The organism is Kluyvera sp. CRP (genome assembly GCF_019930565.1).
Classification (GTDB): domain Bacteria; phylum Pseudomonadota; class Gammaproteobacteria; order Enterobacterales; family Enterobacteriaceae; genus Kluyvera; species Kluyvera georgiana_A.
The window spans coordinates 3,830,834-3,854,761 of the sequence record NZ_CP082841.1 but is presented as its reverse complement, the minus strand read 5'-3'; the positions used below and the strand labels follow the sequence as shown (position 1 = coordinate 3,854,761).

The following is a 23,928-nucleotide window of genomic DNA, read 5'->3' as shown; positions in this document are numbered from 1 at the left end:
AACGCGGCTGGCAATGTACCAGCCGTCTTTACACCTGCACTCTACAGAAGGTAGCACTATGTCGAATATTACCCATGTCTCCTCACCGCCGAACACCGCTCGCCTGATGCAAACCGTCGGGCTTTGCTTTTTGGTCGCCCTGATGGAAGGGCTGGATTTACAGGCCGCGGGCATTGCCGCTGTGGGCATCGCTCAGGCGTTTTCACTCGATAAAATGCAAATGGGCTGGATCTTCAGCGCCGGGATCCTCGGCCTCCTGCCGGGCGCATTGTTCGGCGGCATGCTCGCCGACAGGCATGGGCGCAAGAAGGTGCTGTTGGGGTCCGTTGTGCTGTTTGGTCTGTTTTCCATCGTCACCGCGCTGGCGTGGGATTTTCACTCGCTGGTCTTTGCCCGCTTTATGACCGGGGCCGGTTTAGGCGCCGCGCTGCCTAACCTTATCGCGCTTACTTCGGAAGCCGCAGGCCCGCGTTTTCGCGGCACGGCGGTGAGCCTGATGTACTGCGGCGTGCCGATTGGTGCGGCGTTAGCGGCGGCGATGGGCTTTAGCGGCCTGACGCAGGCGTGGCAAACGATCTTCTGGGTCGGCGGCGTGGTGCCGCTGTTACTGGTTCCGCTGCTGATGCTCCGTCTGCCGGAGTCACAGGCGTTCAGCAGCCAGCAGCAGGAGGCGCCCGCACCGCTGCGGGCAATTTTCGCTTCCGGAACCGCTTCTTCGACGCTGCTGTTGTGGTTGTGCTACTTCTTCACGCTGCTGGTGGTTTACATGCTGATCAACTGGCTGCCGATGCTGCTGGTCGATCAGGGTTTTAGCCGTTCTCAGGCGGCCGGAGTCATGTTCGCCCTGCAAATCGGCGCGGCGCTCGGTACGCTGATGCTGGGGGCGTTGATGGATAAACTCAGCCCCATCAAAATGTCGCTGCTGATCTACTGCGGCATGCTGGCATCGCTGATTTCTCTTGGTGCGGCCAGCTCGTTCGGCATGATGCTGGCCGCAGGCTTCGTGGCCGGGATGTTCGCCACCGGCGGGCAGAGCGTGCTTTATGCGCTGGCACCGCTGTTCTACCGCACCGAAATCCGCGCCACCGGCGTTGGCACCGCGGTGGCAGTAGGGCGCTTGGGGGCGATGAGCGGCCCGCTGCTGGCGGGAAAAATGCTGGCGCTGGGCACCGGGACCGTCGGCGTGATGGCAGCTTCGGCGCCTGGAATTGTGCTGGCGGGCGTAGCGGTGTTCTGGCTGATGAATCGTCACCAGCGTAGTGTGGCAGGACAATAAGCTTTTTTTGTCGTTATGGCATAAAAAGCACAGTTACTAACGGGAAAGCGTTTCTATACTGTCTGTCACTTTCATGATGCTACAGGCAGGACGTTATGACTCAGTACGGTACGTTTTCCCTTGGTTCTCAATTTGTTAATCGCCTTGGCTACGGGGCGATGCAGCTTGCCGGTCCCGGCGTTTTTGGCCCACCGAAAGACCGTCATGCGGCCATTTCCGTGCTGCGCGAAGCCCTCGAACTGGGCGTCAATCACATCGATACCAGCGATTTCTACGGCCCACACGTCACTAACCAGATCATTCGCGAAGCGCTGCATCCCTATGCTGACGACCTGACGATTGTCACCAAAATCGGTGCCCGCCGCGGCGATGACGCCTCCTGGCTACCGGCATTTTCCCCCGAAGAGCTCAAGCAGGCGGTCCATGACAACCTGCGTAATCTCGGGCTGGACGTGTTGGATGTGGTCAATATGCGCGTGATGATTGGCGATGGTCATGGGCCGGGCGAAGGCTCGATTGAAGCCAGCGTCAGCGTGCTGGCTGGGCTCCAGCAGCAGGGGCTGGTGAAGCATATCGGGCTGAGCAACGTGACGCCGACGCAGGTGGCGGAAGCGCGCAAGATTGCGCCGATTGTCTGCGTCCAGAACGAATACAACATTGCCCATCGCGGCGATGACGCGCTGATTGATGCGCTGGCGCGTGACGGTATTGCCTATGTGCCGTTCTTCCCTTTGGGCGGGTTTTCTCCGCTGCAATCCTCCACGTTGAATGAGGTTGCCCATTCGCTTGGCGCGACGCCTATGCAGGTTGCACTGGCCTGGTTGTTGCACCGTTCGCCGAATATTCTGCTGATCCCCGGCACTTCGTCGGTGGCGCACTTGCGGGAAAATATGGCGGCTGCGGAGTTGACCTTGTCCGCTGAGACGCTGGCGACCCTTGACGGTATTGCCGCGAAAGGCTGACGGGAGGCGCGATGACTAACAAACTTTCCGCCCAGTGTCACTGTGGCGCGGTGGCGTTTACCGTTGAATTGAGCGATGGCTTCAACACTGTGCGTCGCTGTAACTGCTCGTACTGCCGGATGCGTGGGGCGGTTGCCGTTTCTGCGCCGCTGGCGGGAATCGAGATCCTACGAGGGAAGGATAAACTCACCGAGTATCGTTTTAATACTGGTGAGGCGGCGCACTTTTTCTGCTCGGTGTGCGGCATTTATACCTTCCATCAGCGGCGTTCGAATCCGCAGCAGTATGGCGTAAATGTGGCCTGTATTGAGGGTGTATCACCGTTTGATTTCGCCTGTGTGGAGGTTCATGACGGCGTTCACCACCCGAAAGATGGCGGCGGCGGTATTGCAGGCTACCTGCGTTACGAGAAAAAGTAACCGTAGCACGCTGCCGGGAAGGCAAAAAAAAGCCCTGCGCTTGTGCAGGGCTTTTGACTGTCAGACGGCGATTACGCCACGAGGCTGTCGATCGCTGCTTTGGCTTCAGCAGTCGCTTTGGTCGCCATTTCCGGGCCGTAAGCGATGCCTTCAGCGAAGACGACGTTCACGTCGGTGATGCCGATGAAGCCCAGGAACACGTTCAGGTACGGGGTGATCAGGTCGGTCGGGGTATCTTTATGGATGCCGCCGCGGCTGGTCAGAATGATCGCGCGTTTACCGGTCACCAGGCCTTCCGGGCCTTTTTCGGTGTAGCGGAAGGTGACGCCAGCGCGGGCAATCAGGTCGAAATAGTTTTTCAGCTGAGTCGGGATGTTAAAGTTGTACATCGGCGCGGCGATAACAATCACATCGTGGGCTTTCAGCTCGGCAATCAGTTCGTCAGAAAGATTCAGCGCTTCCTGCTGGCGCGGAGTCAGCGGGGAATCGCTCGGACGCAGCGCGCCGACCAGTTCACCATCCAGTACCGGAATCGGGTTGGCGGCCAGGTCACGTACGGTGATTTCATCTGCAGAGTGCTTTTCACGCCACTGTTCAACAAAATAGTCGGACAGCTGACCAGATTGAGAGTAGCCTGCCAGGATGCTGGATTTCAGAACTAATACTTTGCTCATTACGTGATTCCTTATATTTGATTGACGGGCTTTGCCCTGTTGCTTAGTGACACTCTATTCACAATCCTGCCACAGGGATAGCGCAATATATCGAATTCTATATTCAGTTTTTTTGAACAAAGCTCAGAATGCCCGAATGTGGTATGATAGAGCGATACTTGATAAGCGATTTTCCAGGCACTGTACTGCCCAATAAGACTATGACAGAACAACAAAAAATAACTTTCGCTATGCTTAGTCAGCGCCTTGATGCGCTAACCTTGCGGGATAAACAGCGGTTTGCCCGTCGACTGCACGGCGTTAAGAAAGTTAAAAATCCTGATGCTCAACAGGCCATTTACCAGGAGATGGCGCAGGAAATTGAACAGGCTGCCGGTAAGGTTGTGCTGCGTGAAGCGTCACGCCCGGTCATTGACTACCCGGAAAATCTGCCTGTCAGCCAGAAAAAACAGGACATCCTCAACGCGGTCCGCGATAACCAGGTGGTGATTGTTGCCGGTGAGACAGGTTCGGGTAAAACCACTCAGCTACCGAAAATCTGTATGGAGCTTGGGCGCGGCATTAAAGGCCTGATTGGCCATACTCAGCCGCGTCGTCTGGCGGCGCGAACCGTCGCCAACCGTATTGCTGAAGAGCTGAAAACCGAACCCGGTGGCTGCATTGGTTATAAGGTGCGATTCAGCGATCACGTCAGCGATAACACGATGGTCAAACTGATGACCGACGGTATTCTGCTGGCTGAAATTCAGCAGGACCGCCTGCTGATGCAGTACGACACCATCATCATCGATGAAGCGCACGAACGCAGTCTGAACATCGATTTCCTGCTCGGTTATCTGAAAGAACTGCTGCCGCGTCGCCCTGACCTGAAAGTGATCATCACCTCGGCAACCATCGACCCGGAACGCTTCTCCCGGCACTTTAACAACGCGCCAATTATTGAAGTTTCTGGCCGCACTTATCCGGTCGAAGTGCGTTATCGCCCGATCGTGGAAGAGGCGGACGATACTGAACGTGATCAGCTACAGGCGATTTTTGACGCCGTGGATGAACTGGGGCAGGAGAGCCCGGGTGATATTCTGATCTTTATGAGCGGTGAGCGTGAAATCCGCGATACCGCCGATGCGCTGAGCAAACGCGATCTGCGGCATACCGAAATTTTGCCGCTGTACGCGCGGTTGTCGAACAGCGAACAGAACCGCGTATTCCAGCCGCATAGCGGGCGACGTATCGTGCTGGCTACCAACGTGGCGGAAACCTCGCTGACCGTACCGGGTATCAAATACGTGATAGACCCCGGTACTGCGCGTATCAGTCGCTATAGCTACCGTACGAAGGTACAACGGCTGCCGATTGAGCCAGTGTCGCAGGCTTCCGCTAACCAACGTAAAGGCCGCTGCGGGCGCGTCTCTGAAGGGATCTGTATTCGTCTCTATTCAGAAGACGACTTCTTGTCCCGCCCTGAGTTTACCGACCCGGAAATTCTGCGTACCAACCTGGCGTCCGTTATTTTGCAGATGACCGCGTTGGGCCTGGGCGATATCGCAGCGTTCCCGTTTGTTGAAGCGCCGGATAAACGCAATATTCAGGACGGCGTGCGTCTGCTGGAAGAGCTGAGCGCGATCACCACCGACGAGCAGCAAACCGCTTATAAGTTGACGCCGTTAGGCCGCCAGTTAAGCCAGCTGCCGGTCGATCCGCGTCTGGCGCGGATGGTGCTGGAAGCGCAGAAACACGGCTGCGTGCGTGAGGCGATGATCATCACCTCGGCGCTATCCATTCAGGATCCGCGCGAGCGCCCGATGGACAAACAGCAGGCTTCCGATGAAAAACATCGCCGCTTCCACGATAAAGAGTCTGATTTCCTGGCGTTCGTTAATCTGTGGAACTACCTCGGCGAGCAGCAGAAAGCGCTGTCGTCTAACCAGTTCCGCCGCCAGTGTAAGCTCGATTTCCTCAACTATCTGCGCGTGCGTGAGTGGCAGGATATCTACACCCAGCTGCGGCAGGTGGTGAAAGAGCTGGGCATTCCGGTCAATAGCGAGCCGGCGGCATACCGTGAAATTCACGTCGCGCTGTTAACCGGCCTGTTGTCGCACATTGGTATGAAAGACGCGGATAAACAGGAGTTTACCGGCGCGCGTAACGCGCGTTTCTCCATCTTCCCTGGCTCAGGGTTATTTAAGAAGCCGCCAAAATGGACGATGGTTGCCGAGCTGGTGGAAACCAGTCGTCTGTGGGGGCGTATCGCTGCGCGCATCGACCCGGAATGGGTTGAGCCAGTCGCCCAGCATTTGATGAAGCGCTCCTATAGTGAACCGCACTGGGAGCGGGCGCAGGGCGCGGTGATGGCCACTGAAAAGGTCACCGTCTATGGCCTGCCGATCGTTGCCGCGCGTAAGGTCAACTACAGCCAGATTGACCCGGCGCTGTGCCGCGAGCTGTTTATTCGTCACGCGCTGGTGGAAGGCGACTGGCAAACCCGTCACGCTTTCTTCCGCGATAACCTGAAGCTGCGTAGCGAAATTGAAGAGCTGGAACATAAGTCACGTCGTCGCGACATTCTGGTCGATGATGAAACGATGTTTGAATTTTACGACCAGCGTATCAGTCATGAGGTGATTTCCGCGCGCCACTTTGACAAGTGGTGGAAACAGGCCAGCCGCGAAACGCCGGATCTGCTCAACTTTGAGAAGAGCATGCTGATCAAAGAAGGGGCGGAGCAGGTCAGCAAGCTGGACTACCCGAACTTCTGGCATCAGGGCAATCTCAAGCTGCGTCTGAGCTACCAGTTTGAACCCGGGGCAGACGCCGACGGCGTGACGGTGCACATTCCGCTGCCGCTGTTAAACCAGGTGGAAGAGGCCGGGTTTGAGTGGCAAATCCCAGGGCTGCGCCGCGAGCTGATTATCGCCCTGATTAAATCGCTACCGAAGCCGGTGCGCCGCAACTTCGTGCCTGCACCCAACTATGCCGAAGCGTTTTTAGGCCGCGTCACGCCGCTGGAGTTACCGCTGCTCGATTCGCTGGAGCGTGAGTTGCGCCGAATGACCGGCGTTACCGTCGACCGCGAGGCCTGGCAGTGGGATCAGGTGCCCGATCACCTGAAAATCACGTTCCGCGTGGTGGACGATAAAAACAAAAAACTTCAGGAAGGCCGCTCTTTGCAGGAGCTGAAGGACGGACTGAAGGGCAAAGTGCAGGAGACCCTCTCGGCGGTGGCTGACGATGGTATCGAGCAGAATGGACTGCATATCTGGAGTTTTGGCGACCTGCCGGACCGCTACGAACAAAAGCGTGGCAACTATAAGGTGAAAGCCTGGCCTGCGTTGGTGGACGAACGCGACAGTGTCGCCATCAAGCTGTTTGATAACGAGCTGGAGCAGCAGCAGGCGATGTGGCGTGGTCTGCGCCGTTTACTGCTGCTGAACATCCCGTCGCCGATCAAGTATCTGCACGAGAAGTTGCCGAACAAAGCCAAGCTGGGGCTGTATTTTAACCCTTACGGCAAAGTGCTGGATCTGATTGATGACTGCATCTCCTGCGGTGTCGATAAGCTGATCGACGAGGCCGGCGGCCCGGTGTGGACCGAAGCGGGCTTTAACGCGCTGCATGAGAAAGTGCGCGCCGACCTTAACGAGACGGTGGTCGAGATTGCTAAACAGGTTGAGCAAATCCTCACGGCGGTATTTAACGTCAACAAACGACTGAAAGGCCGCGTGGACATGACCATGGCGCTGGGGCTGTCGGATATTAAGGCGCAGATGAACGGTCTGGTTTATCGCGGTTTCGTCACCGGCAACGGGTTCCGTCGCCTGGGCGATACGCTGCGTTACCTGCAGGCAATTGAAAAACGGCTGGAGAAAATGGCCGTCGACCCGCATCGCGACCGTGCGCAGATGCTGAAGGTAGAGAGCGTTCAACAGTCATGGCAACAGTGGCTGAACAAGCTGCCGCCGTCACGGCGTGAGGATGACGATGTGAAGGAGATCCGCTGGATGATTGAAGAGCTGCGCGTCAGCTTCTTCGCGCAGCAGTTAGGGACGCCGTATCCGATTTCGGATAAGCGTATTTTGCAGGCGATGGAGCAGATTACGGCGTAAGTTGACGAAAAAGGCCGCAAGGTTTACCCCTGCGGCCTGGTTCGGGCGCATGTTGCCATTGTGGCGGATCATAACGCCCATCAGAATGCGTTACTTCCGGTTACGCCACCTGCTCACAATCACACTAACGAGAACGCCAGCGATGACAGGAGCGGCAAGATCGTGCCAGAAAATAACGCTAAACTGCATTAGCGTCATACAGCCGCCTGTGGTTGCAATGGCAACGGTTCGCGGCTATCCTTGAATTGTTGAGAGACAAGATTAGCCCCCGTGATGTTGCCGGTTTACACCGAACAATGTGCGGGGGTTTTCTCTTTCCAGCAACAACGCCACCGGGGATCAAGCCCCCGCAACACTGCGCCTCACCGGATAATTCCGGCTTGCGGCGAATTCTACGTCGATGCGCGACGCAAATCATCCTGCCGTTCGTCAATCTGCGTAGCATCTCGAATGCCTTTGCAAAGCCGCTTTACTGTTTCAATGCCCCATAGATCTGATCGACAATCCAGCCATAGGTGGCGATGGGCAGTTGCCCGCTGACGAACTGATTGGGGTTCGCTTTCGGGTTAGCCACCGGCGAGTGTGGGCGATTGCCGAGGATTACTATCGCCATATGATTAACCGGGTCGATCGCCGTCAGCGTCCCGGTCCAGCCGGTATGGCCGTAAACCTGTTGGTTGCTTAAGCTGCCGAAAGTGGTGGTCATCGACGAATTGCCGTTTACCCGCCAGCCAAGGCCGAAGGTAGCATCCGCTTTTGAACTGCGGGTGAAATCGCCTACCGTTTTTGCGTCAAATAGCTTCACCTTTCCGTAACCGCCGCCGTTGAGCATCACCTGCATCAACACTGCCATATCATGGGTATTCGAAAATAATCCTGCGTGGCCGGAGACGCCGCCCATCGCATACCAGGCCTTCTCATCATGCACTTCCCCCCAGATTGTCTGAGTGCGGATATGCGGAAAATGGATAACGCCGTCACGGGTGTTGCCGTTGAGTTCTGTGGCCGCTATCTGGCTACGGCTGAAGCCTTTTTGCAACGGATTGAACACCGTATGGGTTAACCCTAATGGACGGTAGAGAGTCTTCTCAACGTAGCTGTCCAGCGGCATACCCGTTACTGATTCGATGATAAAACCGAGGATCATATAATCAACGTCGCTATAGACATGCTTTGTGCCCGGCGCATACTGCAACGGCGTGCGCTTAATCATCTCCAGCGTAGTGACTTTATCCTGGGAGTAGAGTTTTCCGGCAACCTGTGGATTAGGGTATTGCGGGTCGGCGGGAAATCCTGCGGTGTGGTGCAGAATATCGCTGATGCGCAGCGTGTCCTTACCTTTAATCTTATCCTCTGGCCGGTCGGCAAAGCCGGGCAGGTAGGTGGCAACGCGGTCATCGATGCGGATTTTGCCTTCATAGACCAGTTTCTGCAGCGCAAAATTGGTGGCATACATTTTGGTATTCGAGGCGAGATCGTACAGCGTGGCGGTGGTGGCTCGAAGCGGTAAGGACATTAACGTGGAACCGTCATACTTCTTCGCATCGCCAAATGCTTTTTGATAAACAATATGGTTGTCTTTAACGATCAGCAGATTGAGGCTGGGGTAACCCTGATTAATTTGATCCTGAATCCAGCTATCCAGCTTATCAAGCCGGGCGCGATCAAAGCCCACCGACTCCGGCGCAGCTTGGGTTAAAACGGGGTAATCGGCGGCAAAGCTGCTGGCGGAAAAGGCCAGCAGTGAAACCAGTAAAAAACGTCGTGTCATCATGCGTCCCTCATCATCGTTTGCCCGATGGTGCAACTCGCGACGCGCAAATACCAGTGCGAATCAGGAGGAATGCAGGAGGGATCGCATTGTCTGTCACCGCGTTACGCGTTCACCCATGCCAGCGTAAAACCATCCCAGCCTTTGATGCCGACGGTTTGTAGTGCCGTCGCCGTCAGGCGCGGGTCGTTACGCATCATCTCAATAAACCGGCGGACGCCCTGTACGCGCTCATCATCGCTGTCTGGATGGGTGACTTCGCCGTCGCGTACTACGTTATCACCGATAATCAGCGTACCGGGCCGTGAGTATTTCAGCGCCCATTGCAGGTAGTAGGGGTTATTCGGTTTATCGGCATCAATGAAAATCAGGTCGAACGGCGCGGCGTCCTCCAGCGTCGCTAATGTATCCAGCGCCGGGCCTTCACGCAGCGTAATGCGATCCTCCAGACCCGCCAGCGCGATATTTTCCCGCGCCACCCGCGCATGCAGCGGATCGGCCTCCAGAGTGATTAAACGCCCGCCAGGCGGCAGCTCGCGAGCCATCCAGATGGTGCTGTAAGCCCCAAGCGTGCCAATCTCAAGAATGGATTTCGCCCCCACCATACGGACAAACAGCGCCAGCAGCTGCCCCTGATTAGCGGCGACATCATGCGCGGGGAGACCCGCACGATGATTGTTTTCCAGCACTTGCGCCAATACGGCATCGGTGGGGACTAAATTTTCGATCAGATACTTATCAACCTCAGACCACTGCTTTTGCATTGTGACACCTTTAAGGTTCTGTCAGCCTGACACTGAAGACCAGCCGCCTCCAAGCGACCGGTAAAGATCGATTTGCGCCAGCAGCAGGTTGTTCTTTACCTGCACCGCGCTTAATTGCGTTGAAAACAGCGTGCGCTGGGCATCCAGCACATCAAGATACGAAGAGTAACCGTTGCGATAGCGGTTCTGCGCAATGCGCAGGGTTTCCTGGGCCACGCTTTCTTGCCCCTGTAGCTCTGCCAACTGCTCGCCGTAGCGAGTGATAGCGTCAAGACTATCATTCACCTCTTTAAAGGCGTTACGCACCGTTTTCTCATAGCCGTACAGCGCCTGATTGCGTTGAGCCATCGACACGTCAACCTGTGCATTCAATGCCTGACGGTTCAACAGCGGCGCCAGAATACTGCCGCCAAGGCTCCATAAGCGCAGCGGGTTATCGAGTAGGTCGGGTAGGGTGCGATCCTGGAGGGTACCGGTGGCGGTCAGGTTGATGGACGGCAGCAGCTGCGCTTTCGACGAGGCCAGTGTGGCATCAGCCGCCAGCAGCTGACGCTGTGCCTGAACGATATCCGGTCGACGCTCCAGAAGCGTCGACGGTAGCTGAGAAGGCAAGGTTAGCGGCGTGAGCTGCGCAAACTCATGGCGAGCGACAGCGCCGGGATTATTGCCCAGCAATACGCTCAGCGCGTTCTCCTGCTGCGCAATCTGATGACGTAATAACGGAACCTGAGCGCGCGTGGCCCGCAGCTCGGAGTCCGCCTGCATAAGTTCGAGCCGCGAAGTATAACCGGTCTCAAACTGCCGTTTTGCCAGATGCCAGGCATCTTCGCGCGATTTCAGCGTCTGTTCGGTGACGCGCAGCTGCTGGTCCAGTGAAAGCAGAGTGACATAGCCGGAGGCGACGGCGGTCGCTACCGTCAGGTCAGCGGCGGCGGCCGCGGCTTTTTGCTCCTCCAGACTGGCCTGTGCGGCATCAGCGGCGCTGCGGTTGGCGCCCCACAGATCGACATCGTAACTTGCCGTCAGCCCACCTTTATAGACGGTGCTGTGAATCGGCAGGCCTGTGGCGGCAGACTGTGCGCGAGCGCGGCTTCCGCTCAGGCTGGCATCCAGTGAGGGAAACAGGCTGCTGTCGGCGGCGTAAGCGCGGGCCTGATATTCGTTGACCCGCTCGCGGGCGATCAGCACGTCGCTGTTATGGCGCAGTGCCTGGTCGACGTACTGATTCAGCGCACTGTCGTGGAAGTTACGCCACCAGACGCCTTCCAGCGCGCTGGTCGGGCCGATATCGGCGCGCCAGGCGGCAGGGATTGCCAGCGTAGGCTGAGCCTGCTGGACATCCGCAGACTGGCAGCCCACCAGGGCGAGCGCTAAAGCAAGGGCCTGAGGACGGATCATTTTTCCGCCTCCGCGCGCGTATCAATGGTCACCTGTACCGACATCCCTGGGCGCAGGCGTTCAAGGTTTTTTTGCCCGTCGTCAACAGCGATACGTACCGGAATACGTTGAGCGATTTTGACGAAATTACCGGTGGCGTTGTCCGGCGAAATGGCGCTGAACTCGACGCCAGTGGCGGGCGAGATACTTTGTACGGTACCGCGGAATTTCTCGCTGTTCAGGGCGTCAACGCTAAACGTCGCTGGCTGGCCGACGCGGATGTTTGCCAACTGCGTTTCTTTCAGATTAGCAATGACCCAGTGCTGCGGGGGAACCAGCGGCGTCAGGTGCGTGCCCGCGGTGACGTATGCGCCTAAACGCACGGCAATCTGCCCGAGCTGCCCATCGGTGGGGGCGATAATGCGCGTGTTTTGCAGGTCAATTTCCGCCAGTTCCAGCGCCGCTTTGGCGCTGGCAACGTCCGCTTCCAGCGAGTCGCGGTTAACGATGGTGGACTGCAGATCCTGACGCGACATCTCCAGCGTGGCTTTCGCCTGTTCAATATCGGCAGCACCCTGCGCGGCGCTGGCGCGAGCGGAATCGCGCTCGCGAACGGACAGCGAGCCATCGGCGGTGAGTTCCTGCACGCGTTTTAAATCTGCCTGCGATTTAAGATTTTGCGCGCGCGCGTTTTGTAGCGCCGCTTCGTTGCGGACGATCACCGCTTCGGCGCTTTTCCGCTGCTGAAGATTGTTTTTTAACGCCGCCTCTTTCATGGCCAACTGAGCCTGCGCCTGATGTACGCGCTGTTTATAGATGCGATCGTCAATCTGAAACAGCACCTGACCTTTTTTCACCTGATTAAAATCCTGCACGTTAACGCCGGTGACATAACCGCTGACCTGCGGGCTGATAAAGGTGGTCAGGCCGCGTACATAGGCGTTATCGGTAAACTGGCTATGGCGGGTGAAGGGCGGCAGCTGCCAGGCGTACAGCACAACCAGTACGCCGACCAGGCCGATAGCGGCGGCGGTAAAAATAGACACCACGCGGATGTTGTTTCGGGTGTTGGCCTGTTGCTGGGCCGCGTCCTGCTGACTCATGACGACTCCGGATCTCTCTTGTTGTTACTTGCTGCCCGTCGCGCGTTTCAGCGCAATATGAGCAGTGATTTTCAGTCTGCATAATCGCCAGAACACCCACAGCAGCGTCGCGGCGGAAATCGCGGCCGTCAGCATATAGGTGTCATTGTAGGCGAGGATATTGGCCTCCAGCGTCGAGAGGGTTTGCAGGACGCTGCTGGCCTGAACGTTGAGTAGCGCGCTATCGCCGATCTGGCTTTGGTACTGCTGTGCATACTGCTGCAAACGTTCATTAATCAGTGGGTTGAGGGTGGTTATCTGGTCGGCAAGCTGGCTGGAGTGGAATTTTTCACGCCAGGTCTGAAAAGTGCCGAGAATGGCGGAACCCAGCAGGCCGCCGACGTTCTGACTCATGCCAAACAGCACCGAGAAGCTCACCAGATTGCGCTGGTCGGCCACTACGCCGCCGATGCCCGCCAGCATTGCCGGAGCGAGGAAAAAGGCGCTGCCGAAGCCGAGCAGAAACTGGCTGAACATCAGTTGGTCCGGGCGCGTCAGGCTGTTGGATTGGCTGTCGAGCAGTGAGGCAATCATGATAAGGGTCAGCGCCGTGGCGGTGGGCCAGTACAGACGGCGCGGGTTTAGCGTCAGACAGCTGGCGATAATACCGCATACGATGCCGGCGAAAATCGCCCAGGCCAGATCGGTCATCTGCTCATTTTGCAGGCCGACATACTGCAGCCAGCCGATCACGCCGGTGTTTTGTTCCGCCAGAACAATACGGATTAACACCATAATCAACCCCAAACGCAGAATACTGCCGCTGGAAAGCCAACGGGTATTGAGCAGCGGGTTGCGACGGTTATGTTCAAACGTGACGGCGGCGACAATCAAGACGATCGCGGCGGCGAGTGACCAGCCAATCCACGGCGCTTCGAACCACCAGTCGAGGCGGCCCAGCGAAAGTACGGCACAGATTAGCGCCATGCCCGGCGCCAGCAACATGAAGGTGATAAAGTCTTTTTTCTCGAAGACTTTCTTGCGATCGCTTGGCGGCAACTTCAGTGCAATCACGCAGGCCAGCGAAATTAACGCCAGCCCCAGTTCGAAGAAATAAAGCCCGCGCCATTCGTCAATTTGCAGCAGTTCGGTGGAAAACAGGCGGGCGAGAGGAATGGCCAGCGACGACCCGGTAATTCCAATGGTTAGCGCCTTCAGGCGGTGTTTCGCCGGCCAGGCCTGAACCTGATAGTAGATACCGAGAGAACTGAGCGCGGCGGCCACCATGCCGTGGGCTGCGCGAACCATCAACGCGGAGCTGAGATCGTTGACGAACAGGTGAAAGAAAGTCACCAGCACGTACAGAACGAGGAAACCTTCGGTAAAGGCGCGCAGGCCATACTGTTGGCGGAACTTCACCAGCAGCAGGTTGATTGAGACGTTGGTCATCACGTATACCGCGGGCAGCCAGGCAATCTCCGTTGACCAGGCGGCGAAGGAGCCTTGTAAATTCTGCAGGTTGGCGGTGACCACCGCGTTGCCAAGCGCACCAGTCAGGCATACCAGTAGCCCAACAATACCGTAGGCGATGCGCTTTGGCGTGCTGTGGATGGGCGTTGATGGCGAGCCGAGGATGGCCGGTTTTTCGTGCGGTTCCCAATCGTGAGGGGCGTAAGGGTCGCGACGTGGCGGAGCCATTATTTTTTCTCCACTTCACGTAGCAACTTCATCAGCACCTCGTAGGTCTGTTCCTGCTCCTGAGGCGTGATGACGGTCATTATCTCTTCGCGCAAGGTGTCGGCGACGTCTTTCACCTGATGATACAGCGCGATACCTTTCTCCGTCGCGACCAGCAGACGTTTACGTTTATCGCGCTCGGTGATAACGCGTTCGACCAGCCCGAGACTGACCAACCGATTGATCAATGGCACCACGGTAGCGCCTTCTACGCCCAGTTCCTGCGCCAGTTCAGTTTGTGACAGCGGGCGTTCGTTACGCGCAATGCTGGCAACGGCAACCCAGGTCGCCTGGCTCATGCCTAACCCTTTCAGACGGCGGTCAACGGCAAGCCGCCAGTGGTGGGCGGTCAGGTAGAGAAGATGGGAGAAATTCAGCTGGCGGTTGTCCATGGCGTTTATTCAGAATCATTAGAGCTCTAATGATTCTAAGTTCGCTGTGAACCATAATTCAAGAGAATGTGAAAAATAATTGTGATTGGGTAGTGACTATTCGTGGATAACCCGGCCAGGCGCGGTGGCTCTGGCCGGGCTTCAGGTTTAGATCTGGCTGGCCTGCGCGTTAACCGAGGACGTATGACGCTTACTGCGGCTGGCGAAGAAAATGGCGGTCAGCGAGATAGCCACTGTGGCGGCCAGATACCACGCAACCGGCACCCAGTCACCGTTGTATTTTGCCAGCAGGCCGGTGGCGATCAGCGGGGCGGTGCCGCCAGCCAGCGCGGCGCCAATCTGATAGCCGAGCGTGATACCGGTGTAGCGGACGTTGGCGCTGAAAATTTCCGAACACAGCGTCCCCAGCACGGAGGTAATGGGCGACCACAGGATCCCAAAAGTGATCACCGTTGCCAGAATAATGCCCCAGGTGGTACCGGTGTTAAGCAGCATAAACCACGGAACGATAAACAGGCCCAGCAGTACGACGCTGATGGCATACATGCGTTGACGGCCAATTTTGTCAGACAGCAGGCCCATTAGCGGGATCATCACCGTCGACACCAGCGCCCCGAGCGTAACGGCTTCCAGCACCTGTGATTTTTGATAGGTCAGGGTGGTGGTGGCGTAGCTGACCACAAAGGTCGAGAAAATGTAGAACGGCGCGGTTTCCACCACCTTCAGCCCGGCCGCGATAATCACTTCACGCCAGTGATGGGTCAGGGTATCGCGCAGCGGCGCTTTTGCCACTTTGCCAGACTCTTTCACCTTTTTGAATTCCGGGGTTTCGTCGATATCTTTACGGATCCACAGGCCAATCAAGACCAGTACGGCGCTCATCAGGAACGGGATACGCCAGCCCCAGGAGAGGAACTGCTCTTCACTAAACATGGTCATCAGCGAGACGATAAACGTCGCCATCAGCATGCCGATGGTCACGCCCGCCTGCGGAATACTGCCGAAAAAGCCTTTACGTTTTTCCGGGGCGTATTCGTAGGCCAGCAGCAGCGCGCCGCCCCATTCGCCGCCGATGCCCATACCCTGGATGATACGCATCAGAATCAACAGAATGGGCGCCCAGATACCGATCTGGTCATAGGTCGGCAGCAAACCGATCATCACGGTTGCACTTCCCATCAGCGACAGGGTCAAGACCAGCGTTTTTTTACGTCCGATACGGTCGCCAATGTGGGCAAAAATGACGCCGCCAATCGGACGAATGAAGAAGGTCAGCGAGAAGGAAAGGTAGGAGAGAATCAAGCCGATGACCGGATCAACCATCGGGAAAAATATCTTGTTGAACACCAATGCAGCAGCTGTGCCGTACAGAAAATAATCAAACCATTCAATGGAACTGCCCGTCAGGCTAGCAATCAAAACCCTTTTATTCTTTTTCAGGATCGTGGTGCTGCTTTCTTGTATTGTCATGAAGAATAACTCCCGCCACATTGGGTTAAAATCTGGTGCCACCTTTTTTACAAAGGGGTGCAACCTGGATTGTGAAAAAGGTTGTGTGTTTGTTAAGCAAATTAGATATGGGCGTTATCTTTGGCAAGCGCGGTGTTGAAATTTGTGAGTTAAAATGAGAGTCATTTTCATTTTTTGTGACTTAATAACCGCTGTTTTACGGTTTTAAGTTCCAAATAACTGCATTTTTATAGTGTATTATTCAGGTGCAACCGCATTGTTTTTAGACGTTTCTGGTTATTTCATCTTTGTTACAAAATGGTTGGGCTGAGGGCGTTTTTATCCCGCAATTCACGGTTAAAGAAAGGAGCCGAGTTCACGATGAGTCTGTTACATCTGTCGGAAAACACGCTGGCTGCCGCCAATCTTCTCGGTAGTTGGCTGGCACAAAATGACTTTACTTCGTCACCGGACGCGCATGAGAGCCAACTGGTGGTGATGGCGGGGAATGCGGTAATGCCAACCATTGATGCCGGCTGTCGGCTGGTCAGTCAATATGGCGGCGTGTTGTTGATTAGCGGTGGTGTTGGTCATTCAACGTCGTTTCTTTATGAGGCGATTGCCCAACATCCTCGCTATTGCAGTATTGAAACCCAGGGGCAGCCGGAGGCCGTGCTGCTGGCGGAAATTGCCTACCGTTTCTGGCAGATTCCGCGTGAGCGGATTGTGATTGAGGACCGCTCAACCAACTGTGGGGAGAATAGTTGGTTTACGCGTCGCATGATGGAACAACAGGGCATCACCGCCCCTTACGCCACGGTGATTCAGGACCCCACGATGCAGCGCCGTACCATGGCGACTTTCGCTCGCGTCTGGCAGGATGTTGGCGATGCACCGCGCTGGTTAAGCTATCCGGGCTTTACACCGGAATTAGTGAATTCGCCGGACGGCATTGCCTGGAAGCAGCCCGTTGAAGGGTTATGGTCGGTAACGCGCTACCTGTCGCTGATCCTCGGAGAATTGCCGCGTTTGCGTGATAATGCGCAAGGGTATGGGCCGCGGGGCAAAGATTTTATTGCCCATGTAGACATTCCAGAGGCGGTCGAGGAGGCCTGGCAGCAGCTCAGCACCGATCCACAATTACAAGACGCGCTTGCCAGCCGTACCCTGGCTTGAACATCGTTTCCCGGCCAAGCGAATAGTGACGCCGGGACGACAAAGCGCTTAACGGAAACTCCACTGCATGCTCACCACGAAGATCGATGGCAGAATAATCCCGCTCTCAAGGCCAAAGTAGTCGGTAAAGTTATATTGCAGCCCATGATAAATGTACGGCGAGAACCCCACGCCGGTAATCTTCCTGGCCGTATGGTAAGCACCTTCATCCCCGCAGTGGCTGAATGCATCGAAAAAGAACTCGCCGGTGTAGGCGTATATGCCTTTGAACGTCCACCCTTTGTTATGATTACTGCCCTGCAGCCAGTCACGACGCACGCCTAGCGTCAGGCAACGATCGGCAAAGCTGTTTTTCATTGTCCCAATGAGCAGGCTGTATTTCGATTCCGCAGAGAATTTCCGTTCAACGGAAAAGAAATCGTTGTTGAATTTCTCATTATATTGGCCGTGATTACCGGTCATATGGTAGACAAACGAGCCTGTGTTCACGGAGTACAGGTTTAGCTCACTGGAATAGCTCGACGCTGCTGGAACCACTGTCGCTATAAATACCAGCGCGTTGGGCATTTTACGCATGATAAAACTCTGGAAAGCTTAAAAAAGAAAATAATGCTCTCCATCATACGTTTTACACGATAAACAAAGACTCAACCGTCGCGGAACGTCGATTCATGATAGCCGTTCCGCGTGCTCCTGGCGCCGCCTTATCCGGCTGCATTCTGGGACTTTGCCGGAATTGGGCGGCTATACGACACCCGACTTCAGCTTACGCTTTGCCTACGGGTGATCTTTTTCTCGTGTTCAAGTAACCAGGCTTTGCGCGCGATGCCGCCACCGTAGCCAGTCATTGAACCATCTTTGCCGATGACCCGATGGCAGGGAATGACGATAGCGATACGGTTCGCGCCGTTGGCAGCCGCTACCGCACGGGCGGCTGTGGGTTTGTGCAGGCTTTCCGCCAGGGCCTGATAGTGGGTTGTTTCTCCGCACGGCAACTGGCGTAGTGCAGCCCATACGCTGCGCTGGAAGTCGCTGCCGGGGCTATCCAGCGACAGCGAGAACTGCTGGCGCTGACCGGCAAAATACTCGCCAATTTCGCGCTCGGCCCGTTGAGTATGGGCATTTTGTCCAGCCATGATGCGTGCGCGTAACAGCCGTTGCAGATCGCTGAATTCGCTCTCCAGCATGCGGCGATCGACAAATTCCAGCAGGCAGACGCCGCGTTCGGTCGCGCAGACAAACATTGGGCCGAGCGGGGTGGTAAAACGGTGAATCAGCACGGTCTGCGGCTGCCCGGCGGGTGAGCGCCCGGTCAGTTTCTTGCAGGTATAGCCAAAGCCACTTAACGACTCATAGCCGTTATCGAATGCGACATCGGTCGTGCTGCGTCCTCCTTTTAACTCTTGCAGAGCAACATTCACCCGCTGCATGCGTTGAAACGCCTGAAAAGTGATGCCGTGATGCTGCAAGAACCAACGTCGAATGCGCTCGGGGCTAAGGTTATGTTCCCGTAGTTGACTGTCGCTAACGCGGGCTTTTGGCGTGAGCCGAACCAGTGCTAGCGCCTGTTCAATAAAGGGTGGGGCGCTGCAGGCGTTTTCCGTAGGACGGCAGACTTTGCAGGGACGATAACCGGCGTCCAGAGCCGATTTGAAATTGCTGTAAAACTCGACATTTTCACGCTTTGGCTTGCGTGCCCGACACACGGAGATGCAAAACACGCCGGTGGTCTTCACGCCAACGAAAAATACCCCGGTATATTCCGACGCGCGGGCCAGGAGGGCTTCGTACCAGGTATCGCACTGCGCGCTATCGGTGATTTTCATCGCAAAAAACTCCGGCAAATGACTGCTGCTGGTGGAGAGTTAACAGTAAAGTGTTTAGCGTACCTTGTATTGCACAATGTACGGCATTGCCCATCGAAATACGACGCACGCCCATTTTTCCCAGCGTAGCGAAGTCGGCAAGTCCTGGCACGCACATGACGTTGAGCGGCAACGAGGTATGTTGTACCAACGCAGCGATATCTTGTACATCGCTGACACAAGGGACAAACAGGCCGTCAGCGCCGCCAGTTTCATAACAGCTTATGCGTGACAGTGTCACGTTTAATGCATCGGGAAGATTCAATAGAAAGGCATCGGTACGCGCGTTGATAAACAGTGGGCAACCCTTGGCTGATAATCCAGAGCGTACGGCGCTGAGGCGTTGGCTGAAAACCTCTGGGTTGTCCAGGGTGCGAACGCCTTTGATGATCCGACTATCTTCCAGATTCACACCGACCACGCCGAGCGCCGCGAGCTGGCATAAATGAGCGACAATATCCTCCGGATTATCGGCGTAGCCTGCTTCCATATCGACGCTCAACGGTAATGAGGTGACCGCGCGAATGCGGCGGACGATATAGAGCAGCTCATCAAACGCCATTCCTTCGCCGTCGGCGTAGCCCAGCATATTCGCAATGGCGGCACTGGACGTGCCAAGGGCCTGGAATCCCGCCTGCTGTGCGGCAATGGCGCTTGGTGCATCCCAGACGTTGGCGATAACTAACGGTTTTTCTTGATAATACAATGCTGTGAAATCCATGATTTTTACCGGTTGTGTGTGTCTGCCGAGTGTGCCGCGACGGCAACGTGGCTCACAACCGAAAATTGGACAAGCATTTTTTGAAAGAAACGGCGGGCGCAGATGCCCGCCGAAGGCATTACATTTTGGCGAATTTTTCCAGCACGCGAATTAGTTGGGTGACAAAACCGTACTCGTTATCGTACCAGGAGACGGTTTTCACCAGTTGCAGCCCACCGGCTTCGGTGACTTCTGTCTGAGTGGCATCAAACACCGAACCGAAATGGGTGCCAATGATATCGGATGAGACAATCTCTTCCTCGGTGTAGCCAAAGGATTCGTTGTTTTCGGCGGCTTTTTTCATCACCTGGTTGACTTCATCGGCAGTGACTTTTTTACCGAGAATGGAGACCAGTTCGGTCACCGAGCCGGTTTTTGTCGGTACGCGCTGGGCGTGACCTTTCAGCTTACCGCTCAGCGCTGGAATCACCAGGCCAATCGCTTTCGCCGCGCCGGTCGTATGCGGAATGATGTTTTCAGCGGCCGCGCGTGATGCGCGCAGATCTTTACCGCGCGGACCATCGACCAGCGACTGGGTGCCGGTATAGGCGTGGATGGTGGTCATCGTCCCCACTTCAATCCCGAAAGCGTCGTTGAGCGCTTTAGCCATCGGCGCCAGGCAGTTGGTGGTGCAAGAAGCAACGGAGATGATCTTGTCACTGGCATTCAACGTATCGTCGTTGACGTTAAACACCAGCGTTTTCATCTCACCGGCCGGCGCGGAGATCAGCACTTTTTTTGCCCCGGCGTCCAGGTGGGCCTGGGATTTTTCCGTCGAGGTGTAGAAGCCGGTACACTCCACGATGAGTTCGGCGCCCTGTGCGGTCCATGGGATATTCTTTGCTTCCTTTTCAGCATAAACGGTAATGGTTTTACCGTTGACAATCAACGCATTGTCGGTGAAATCAACGCTCCACGGGAAGGGGCCATAGTTGGAGTCGTGCTTCAGGAGATAAGCCAGCACTTTTGGCGACGTGAGGTCGTTAATCGCGACCACTTCATGACTGCTGGATACTTCCAGTAAGCGGCGTAGCACCAGACGGCCGATGCGCCCAAACCCGTTAATGCCAATTTTACTCATGGTGTTCTCCTGTCAATGATGGGGTGTCAGCCCAATACGTGTACTTGAAACCGCTGATAGATAAGTGTGGATTATATGTTTCACCTGTCCAGGCTTAGCTCAGTCATCGGAGAAGGGCAATGTCATTTTGCGCGGTTAATTTGTATCGATATGAAAAAGTTAATGAATTTTTAAGAAAACGCGGCTATTTTGCTTTTTATATTACTTTTCAGAGTGTCCCGGCGATGAACGATAAATATTCCCGCTTACAAATTGCGATCCACTGGCTGGTTTTTCTGCTGGTGGTGGTGGCCTACGCGGCGATGGAACTGCGCGGACTGTTTCCGCGCAGCGACCGCCCGATGATCAATATGGTGCATGTTTCCTGCGGTATCAGCATTCTGGTGCTGATGGTGGCGCGTCTGCTGATCCGCCTGAAGCGCCCGGCGCCGCCGATTGTGCCGAAACCCAAGCCGATGATGACCGGTCTGGCGCACCTTGGGCATCTGGCTATCTATCTGCTGTTTATCGCTTTGCCGCTGATCGGCCTGGTGATGATGTACAACCGTGGTAACCCGTGGCTGGCGTTTGGTCTCACCATGCCGCACGCCGCCGAAGCCAATTTCGACCTGGTGGATACGCTCAAGCAGTACCATGTTTTCCTGGCTAATCTGGGCTACTGGCTGATTGGTCTGCACGCGCTGGCCGCACTGGCGCATCACTATCTCTGGAAGGACAACACGCTGCTGCGCATGATGCCGCGTAAGCGTTAAGAAGGCTTTAAACTCCCTGGGCTTCGCGTTACCATACGCCATCAATTTTGTTACGTATGCGTAGGGAGAACGGGGTGTTCGCAGATTTTGGCGTGCTGAATTACTGGACGTATTTACTCGGGGCCATTTTTATTATTCTGGTTCCGGGGCCAAATACCTTTTTCGTCCTGAAAACCGGCGTCGCACACGGTATCCGTAAAGGATACATGGCCGCGCTGGCAGTGTTTATCGGCGATGCCGTGCTGATGTTCCTCTCCTTTGCTGGCGTCGCCACGCTGATAAAAACGACGCCAGTGTTGTTTAACATCGTGCGTTATCTGGGCGCTATTTATCTGCTTTATCTCGGCGGCAAGATGCTTTACAGCACGCTCAAGCGCAAAACGGCGGGGCAGGATGACGAGCCTGAGCCGGGGCACGCTATCTTCAAACGCGCGTTGACCTTAAGCCTGACAAACCCGAAAGCGATTCTGTTCTATGTTTCGTTTTTTGTGCAGTTTATTGATGTGCACGCTAAAACACCGGGTCTGGCGTTCTTTATCCTCGCGCTGACGCTGGAGTTGGTTAGCTTTACCTACCTGAGCTTCCTGATTGTTTCCGGTTCGCTGGTTACCCGCTATGTCAAAACCCGTAAGAAGCTGGCAAAGATTGGCAACAGCCTGATCGGCCTGGTGTTTGTCGGTTTTGCCGCGCGTCTGGCGACCTTGCAGTCCTGAGTTATCAATGCCGGAGAAGGCGGTAACCGCCGTCCGGCAATTCCCTCCCGCTTTTCGCAAATCCTGCGCAATCATTTTACAATTTCTTAAAACAAATGATAGTATACCCCCCTATATCACCGGAGGGCCTATGCCGCATTCACCTGAAGACAAAAAACGCGCATTAACCCGGGTTCGCCGCATTAAAGGGCAGGTTGAGGCGCTGGAGCGCGCGCTGGAGTCCGGCGATTCCTGCCTGACTATCCTGCAACAGATTGCTTCTATTCGCGGGGCTGCCAACGGCCTGATGGGCGAAATGGTCGAGATGCATCTCAAAGACGAACTGGTAAGCGGAGACACCACGCCGGATCAGCGTGCAGTACGCATGACGGAAGTGGGTCATCTGCTACGATCCTATTTAAAATAATCATCACAACGGAAGAGACAGCTATGAAATCACGTGCTGCAGTTGCGTTTGGCCCAGGTCAGCCGCTGAAAATTGTTGAAATTGACGTCGCGCCGCCAAAGAAAGGCGAAGTGCTGGTCAAAATCACCCACACCGGCGTTTGCCATACCGATGCGTTCACGCTGTCTGGCGATGACCCGGAAGGCGTTTTCCCGGCGGTGCTGGGCCATGAAGGTGGCGGCGTGGTGGTTGAAGTCGGTGAAGGCGTCACCAGCCTGAAGCCGGGCGACCATGTTATTCCGCTATATACCGCCGAATGCGGTGAGTGTAAGTTCTGTAAATCCGGTAAAACCAACCTGTGCCAGGCCGTTCGTGCCACCCAGGGCAAGGGCCTGATGCCGGACGGTACCACGCGTTTCTCTTATAACGGCGAGCCGATTTACCACTACATGGGCACCAGCACCTTCAGCGAATACACCGTGGTGGCTGAAATTTCACTGGCGAAAGTGAACCCGCAGGCGCCGTTGGACAAAGTTTGCCTGCTGGGCTGCGGCGTGACCACCGGTATTGGCGCGGTGCACAACACGGCGAAGGTGAAAGAAGGTGATACCGTGGCGGTCTTTGGTCTTGGTGGCATCGGTCTGGCGGTGATCCAGGGCGCGGTACAAGCGAAGGCGGGGCGTATTCTGGCGGTTGATACAAACCCTGAGAAATTTACGCTGGCGGCAGAAATGGGTGCGACCGACTTTATCAACCCGAAAGACTACGATAAGCCTATTCAGGATGTGATCGTCGAAATGACCGACGGCGGCGTGGACTTCAGCTTTGAATGTATCGGCAACGTCAACGTGATGCGTTCCGCGCTCGAATGCTGTCATAAAGGCTGGGGTGAAAGCATCATCATCGGCGTCGCCGGTGCGGGTCAGGAAATCAAAACTCGCCCGTTCCAACTGGTGACCGGCCGTGTATGGCGCGGTTCGGCGTTTGGCGGCGTGAAGGGCCGTACTCAGCTTCCGGGCATGGTAGAGGACGCGATGGCGGGCAAAATTCAGCTTGATCCCTTCATCACCCATCGTCTGCCGCTGGAGCAGATTAACGAAGCTTTCGATTTGATGCATGAAGGCAAATCTATCCGCACCGTGATTCATTTCGGCGATAAATAACGCCCACCTCCCGGTGGGAGTTGTCCC

General features: G+C 55.8%; 22 protein-coding genes. 9 read left to right on the top strand and 13 right to left on the bottom strand.

From position 1 onward, the window contains the following. Positions 1 to 58: 58 nt before the first annotated feature. The 3 genes from mhpT (at position 59) to K7B04_RS18235 (ending at position 2,657) form a co-directional block, all read left to right on the top strand. The gene (mhpT, locus tag K7B04_RS18245) at positions 59 to 1,276 is read left to right on the top strand and encodes a 3-(3-hydroxy-phenyl)propionate transporter MhpT (protein ID WP_163446484.1); all 1,218 of its coding nucleotides are present in this window, start codon (positions 59 to 61) and stop codon (positions 1,274 to 1,276) included. 95 nt (positions 1,277 to 1,371) lie between these two features. Beyond that, complete coding sequence (locus K7B04_RS18240; protein WP_223802697.1) at positions 1,372 to 2,238, top strand: aldo/keto reductase family oxidoreductase; 867 nt, start codon at positions 1,372 to 1,374, stop codon at positions 2,236 to 2,238. An 11-nt stretch (positions 2,239 to 2,249) separates the two neighbouring features. Next, positions 2,250 to 2,657 carry a GFA family protein gene (locus tag K7B04_RS18235; protein ID WP_163446482.1) on the top strand — a complete coding sequence of 136 codons (408 nt, stop codon included), beginning with the start codon at positions 2,250 to 2,252 and terminating at the stop codon, positions 2,655 to 2,657. Between the two features lie 71 nt (positions 2,658 to 2,728). Here K7B04_RS18235 and azoR read toward each other — a convergent pair whose 3' ends face one another. Beyond that, positions 2,729 to 3,331 (bottom strand): FMN-dependent NADH-azoreductase, encoded by a 603-nt coding sequence (gene azoR, locus K7B04_RS18230; RefSeq protein WP_064545170.1) that lies wholly within the window; start codon positions 3,329 to 3,331, stop codon positions 2,729 to 2,731. Between the two features lie 200 nt (positions 3,332 to 3,531). Between azoR and hrpA the strand changes: the two genes are divergently transcribed. Beyond that, the gene (hrpA, locus tag K7B04_RS18225; protein WP_163446481.1) at positions 3,532 to 7,434 is read left to right on the top strand and encodes an ATP-dependent RNA helicase HrpA; all 3,903 of its coding nucleotides are present in this window, start codon (positions 3,532 to 3,534) and stop codon (positions 7,432 to 7,434) included. A gap of 90 nt (positions 7,435 to 7,524) precedes the next feature. On the opposite strand, the gene K7B04_RS18220 is transcribed toward hrpA, so the two are convergent. The 8 genes from K7B04_RS18220 to K7B04_RS18180 all read right to left on the bottom strand — a co-directional run bounded on the left by K7B04_RS18220 (position 7,525) and on the right by K7B04_RS18180 (position 16,027). After that, entirely contained in the window at positions 7,525 to 7,632 is a 108-nt protein-coding gene (locus K7B04_RS18220) for a type I toxin-antitoxin system toxin Ldr family protein (protein WP_163446480.1), read from the bottom strand. A 271-nt stretch (positions 7,633 to 7,903) separates the two neighbouring features. Beyond that, complete coding sequence (gene pbp4b, locus K7B04_RS18210; RefSeq protein WP_163446520.1) at positions 7,904 to 9,205, bottom strand: penicillin binding protein PBP4B; 1,302 nt, start codon at positions 9,203 to 9,205, stop codon at positions 7,904 to 7,906. A 104-nt stretch (positions 9,206 to 9,309) separates the two neighbouring features. Beyond that, entirely contained in the window at positions 9,310 to 9,969 is a 660-nt protein-coding gene (locus K7B04_RS18205) for an O-methyltransferase (RefSeq protein ID WP_163446479.1), read from the bottom strand. Between the two features lie 21 nt (positions 9,970 to 9,990). Further along, a complete protein-coding gene (locus K7B04_RS18200) occupies positions 9,991 to 11,367 on the bottom strand; it encodes an efflux transporter outer membrane subunit (RefSeq protein WP_223802696.1) in 1,377 nt (458 codons plus the stop codon). Then, positions 11,364 to 12,449 (bottom strand): HlyD family secretion protein, encoded by a 1,086-nt coding sequence (locus K7B04_RS18195; protein ID WP_223802695.1) that lies wholly within the window; start codon positions 12,447 to 12,449, stop codon positions 11,364 to 11,366. The genes K7B04_RS18200 and K7B04_RS18195 overlap by 4 nt, the downstream gene beginning before the upstream one ends. A gap of 24 nt (positions 12,450 to 12,473) precedes the next feature. Then, positions 12,474 to 14,126: an MFS transporter gene (locus tag K7B04_RS18190; RefSeq protein WP_163446476.1), complete on the bottom strand. Its 1,653-nt coding sequence runs from the start codon at positions 14,124 to 14,126 to the stop codon at positions 12,474 to 12,476. Continuing rightward, positions 14,126 to 14,557 (bottom strand): MarR family transcriptional regulator, encoded by a 432-nt coding sequence (locus K7B04_RS18185; protein WP_163446475.1) that lies wholly within the window; start codon positions 14,555 to 14,557, stop codon positions 14,126 to 14,128. The genes K7B04_RS18190 and K7B04_RS18185 overlap by 1 nt, the downstream gene beginning before the upstream one ends. Before the next feature lie 147 nt (positions 14,558 to 14,704). Continuing rightward, the gene (locus K7B04_RS18180; protein ID WP_223802694.1) at positions 14,705 to 16,027 is read right to left on the bottom strand and encodes an MFS transporter; all 1,323 of its coding nucleotides are present in this window, start codon (positions 16,025 to 16,027) and stop codon (positions 14,705 to 14,707) included. A gap of 360 nt (positions 16,028 to 16,387) precedes the next feature. Here K7B04_RS18180 and K7B04_RS18175 point away from each other — a divergent pair, with 360 nt between their 5' ends. Next, positions 16,388 to 17,182: a YdcF family protein gene (locus K7B04_RS18175; RefSeq protein ID WP_223802693.1), complete on the top strand. Its 795-nt coding sequence runs from the start codon at positions 16,388 to 16,390 to the stop codon at positions 17,180 to 17,182. A 48-nt stretch (positions 17,183 to 17,230) separates the two neighbouring features. On the opposite strand, the gene K7B04_RS18170 is transcribed toward K7B04_RS18175, so the two are convergent. From K7B04_RS18170 to gap, 4 genes are all read right to left on the bottom strand, one after another. Then, complete coding sequence (locus K7B04_RS18170; protein ID WP_163446519.1) at positions 17,231 to 17,719, bottom strand: hypothetical protein; 489 nt, start codon at positions 17,717 to 17,719, stop codon at positions 17,231 to 17,233. 224 nt (positions 17,720 to 17,943) lie between these two features. Continuing rightward, on the bottom strand, positions 17,944 to 19,008 hold the full coding sequence (locus K7B04_RS18165; protein WP_163446472.1) for a methylated-DNA--[protein]-cysteine S-methyltransferase: 1,065 nt from the start codon (positions 19,006 to 19,008) through the stop codon (positions 17,944 to 17,946). After that, positions 18,992 to 19,768, bottom strand: coding sequence for an isocitrate lyase/phosphoenolpyruvate mutase family protein (locus K7B04_RS18160; RefSeq protein ID WP_223802692.1), 777 nt, complete (start codon positions 19,766 to 19,768; stop codon positions 18,992 to 18,994). The genes K7B04_RS18165 and K7B04_RS18160 overlap by 17 nt, the downstream gene beginning before the upstream one ends. A gap of 118 nt (positions 19,769 to 19,886) precedes the next feature. Further along, positions 19,887 to 20,888 (bottom strand): type I glyceraldehyde-3-phosphate dehydrogenase, encoded by a 1,002-nt coding sequence (gene gap / locus K7B04_RS18155; protein ID WP_223802691.1) that lies wholly within the window; start codon positions 20,886 to 20,888, stop codon positions 19,887 to 19,889. Positions 20,889 to 21,112: 224 nt separating this feature from the next. Between gap and cybB the strand changes: the two genes are divergently transcribed. From cybB to K7B04_RS18135, 4 genes are all read left to right on the top strand, one after another. After that, positions 21,113 to 21,640, top strand: a complete 528-nt coding sequence (gene cybB, locus K7B04_RS18150; protein WP_163446469.1) for a cytochrome b561 — start codon at positions 21,113 to 21,115, stop codon at positions 21,638 to 21,640. A gap of 74 nt (positions 21,641 to 21,714) precedes the next feature. Then, positions 21,715 to 22,353: a leucine efflux protein LeuE gene (gene leuE, locus K7B04_RS18145; protein WP_065357142.1), complete on the top strand. Its 639-nt coding sequence runs from the start codon at positions 21,715 to 21,717 to the stop codon at positions 22,351 to 22,353. A gap of 130 nt (positions 22,354 to 22,483) precedes the next feature. Beyond that, on the top strand, positions 22,484 to 22,759 hold the full coding sequence (locus K7B04_RS18140; RefSeq protein ID WP_163446466.1) for a metal/formaldehyde-sensitive transcriptional repressor: 276 nt from the start codon (positions 22,484 to 22,486) through the stop codon (positions 22,757 to 22,759). Between the two features lie 23 nt (positions 22,760 to 22,782). Next, entirely contained in the window at positions 22,783 to 23,901 is a 1,119-nt protein-coding gene (locus K7B04_RS18135; RefSeq protein WP_163446465.1) for an S-(hydroxymethyl)glutathione dehydrogenase/class III alcohol dehydrogenase, read from the top strand. The last annotated feature ends 27 nt before the right edge of the window (positions 23,902 to 23,928 follow it).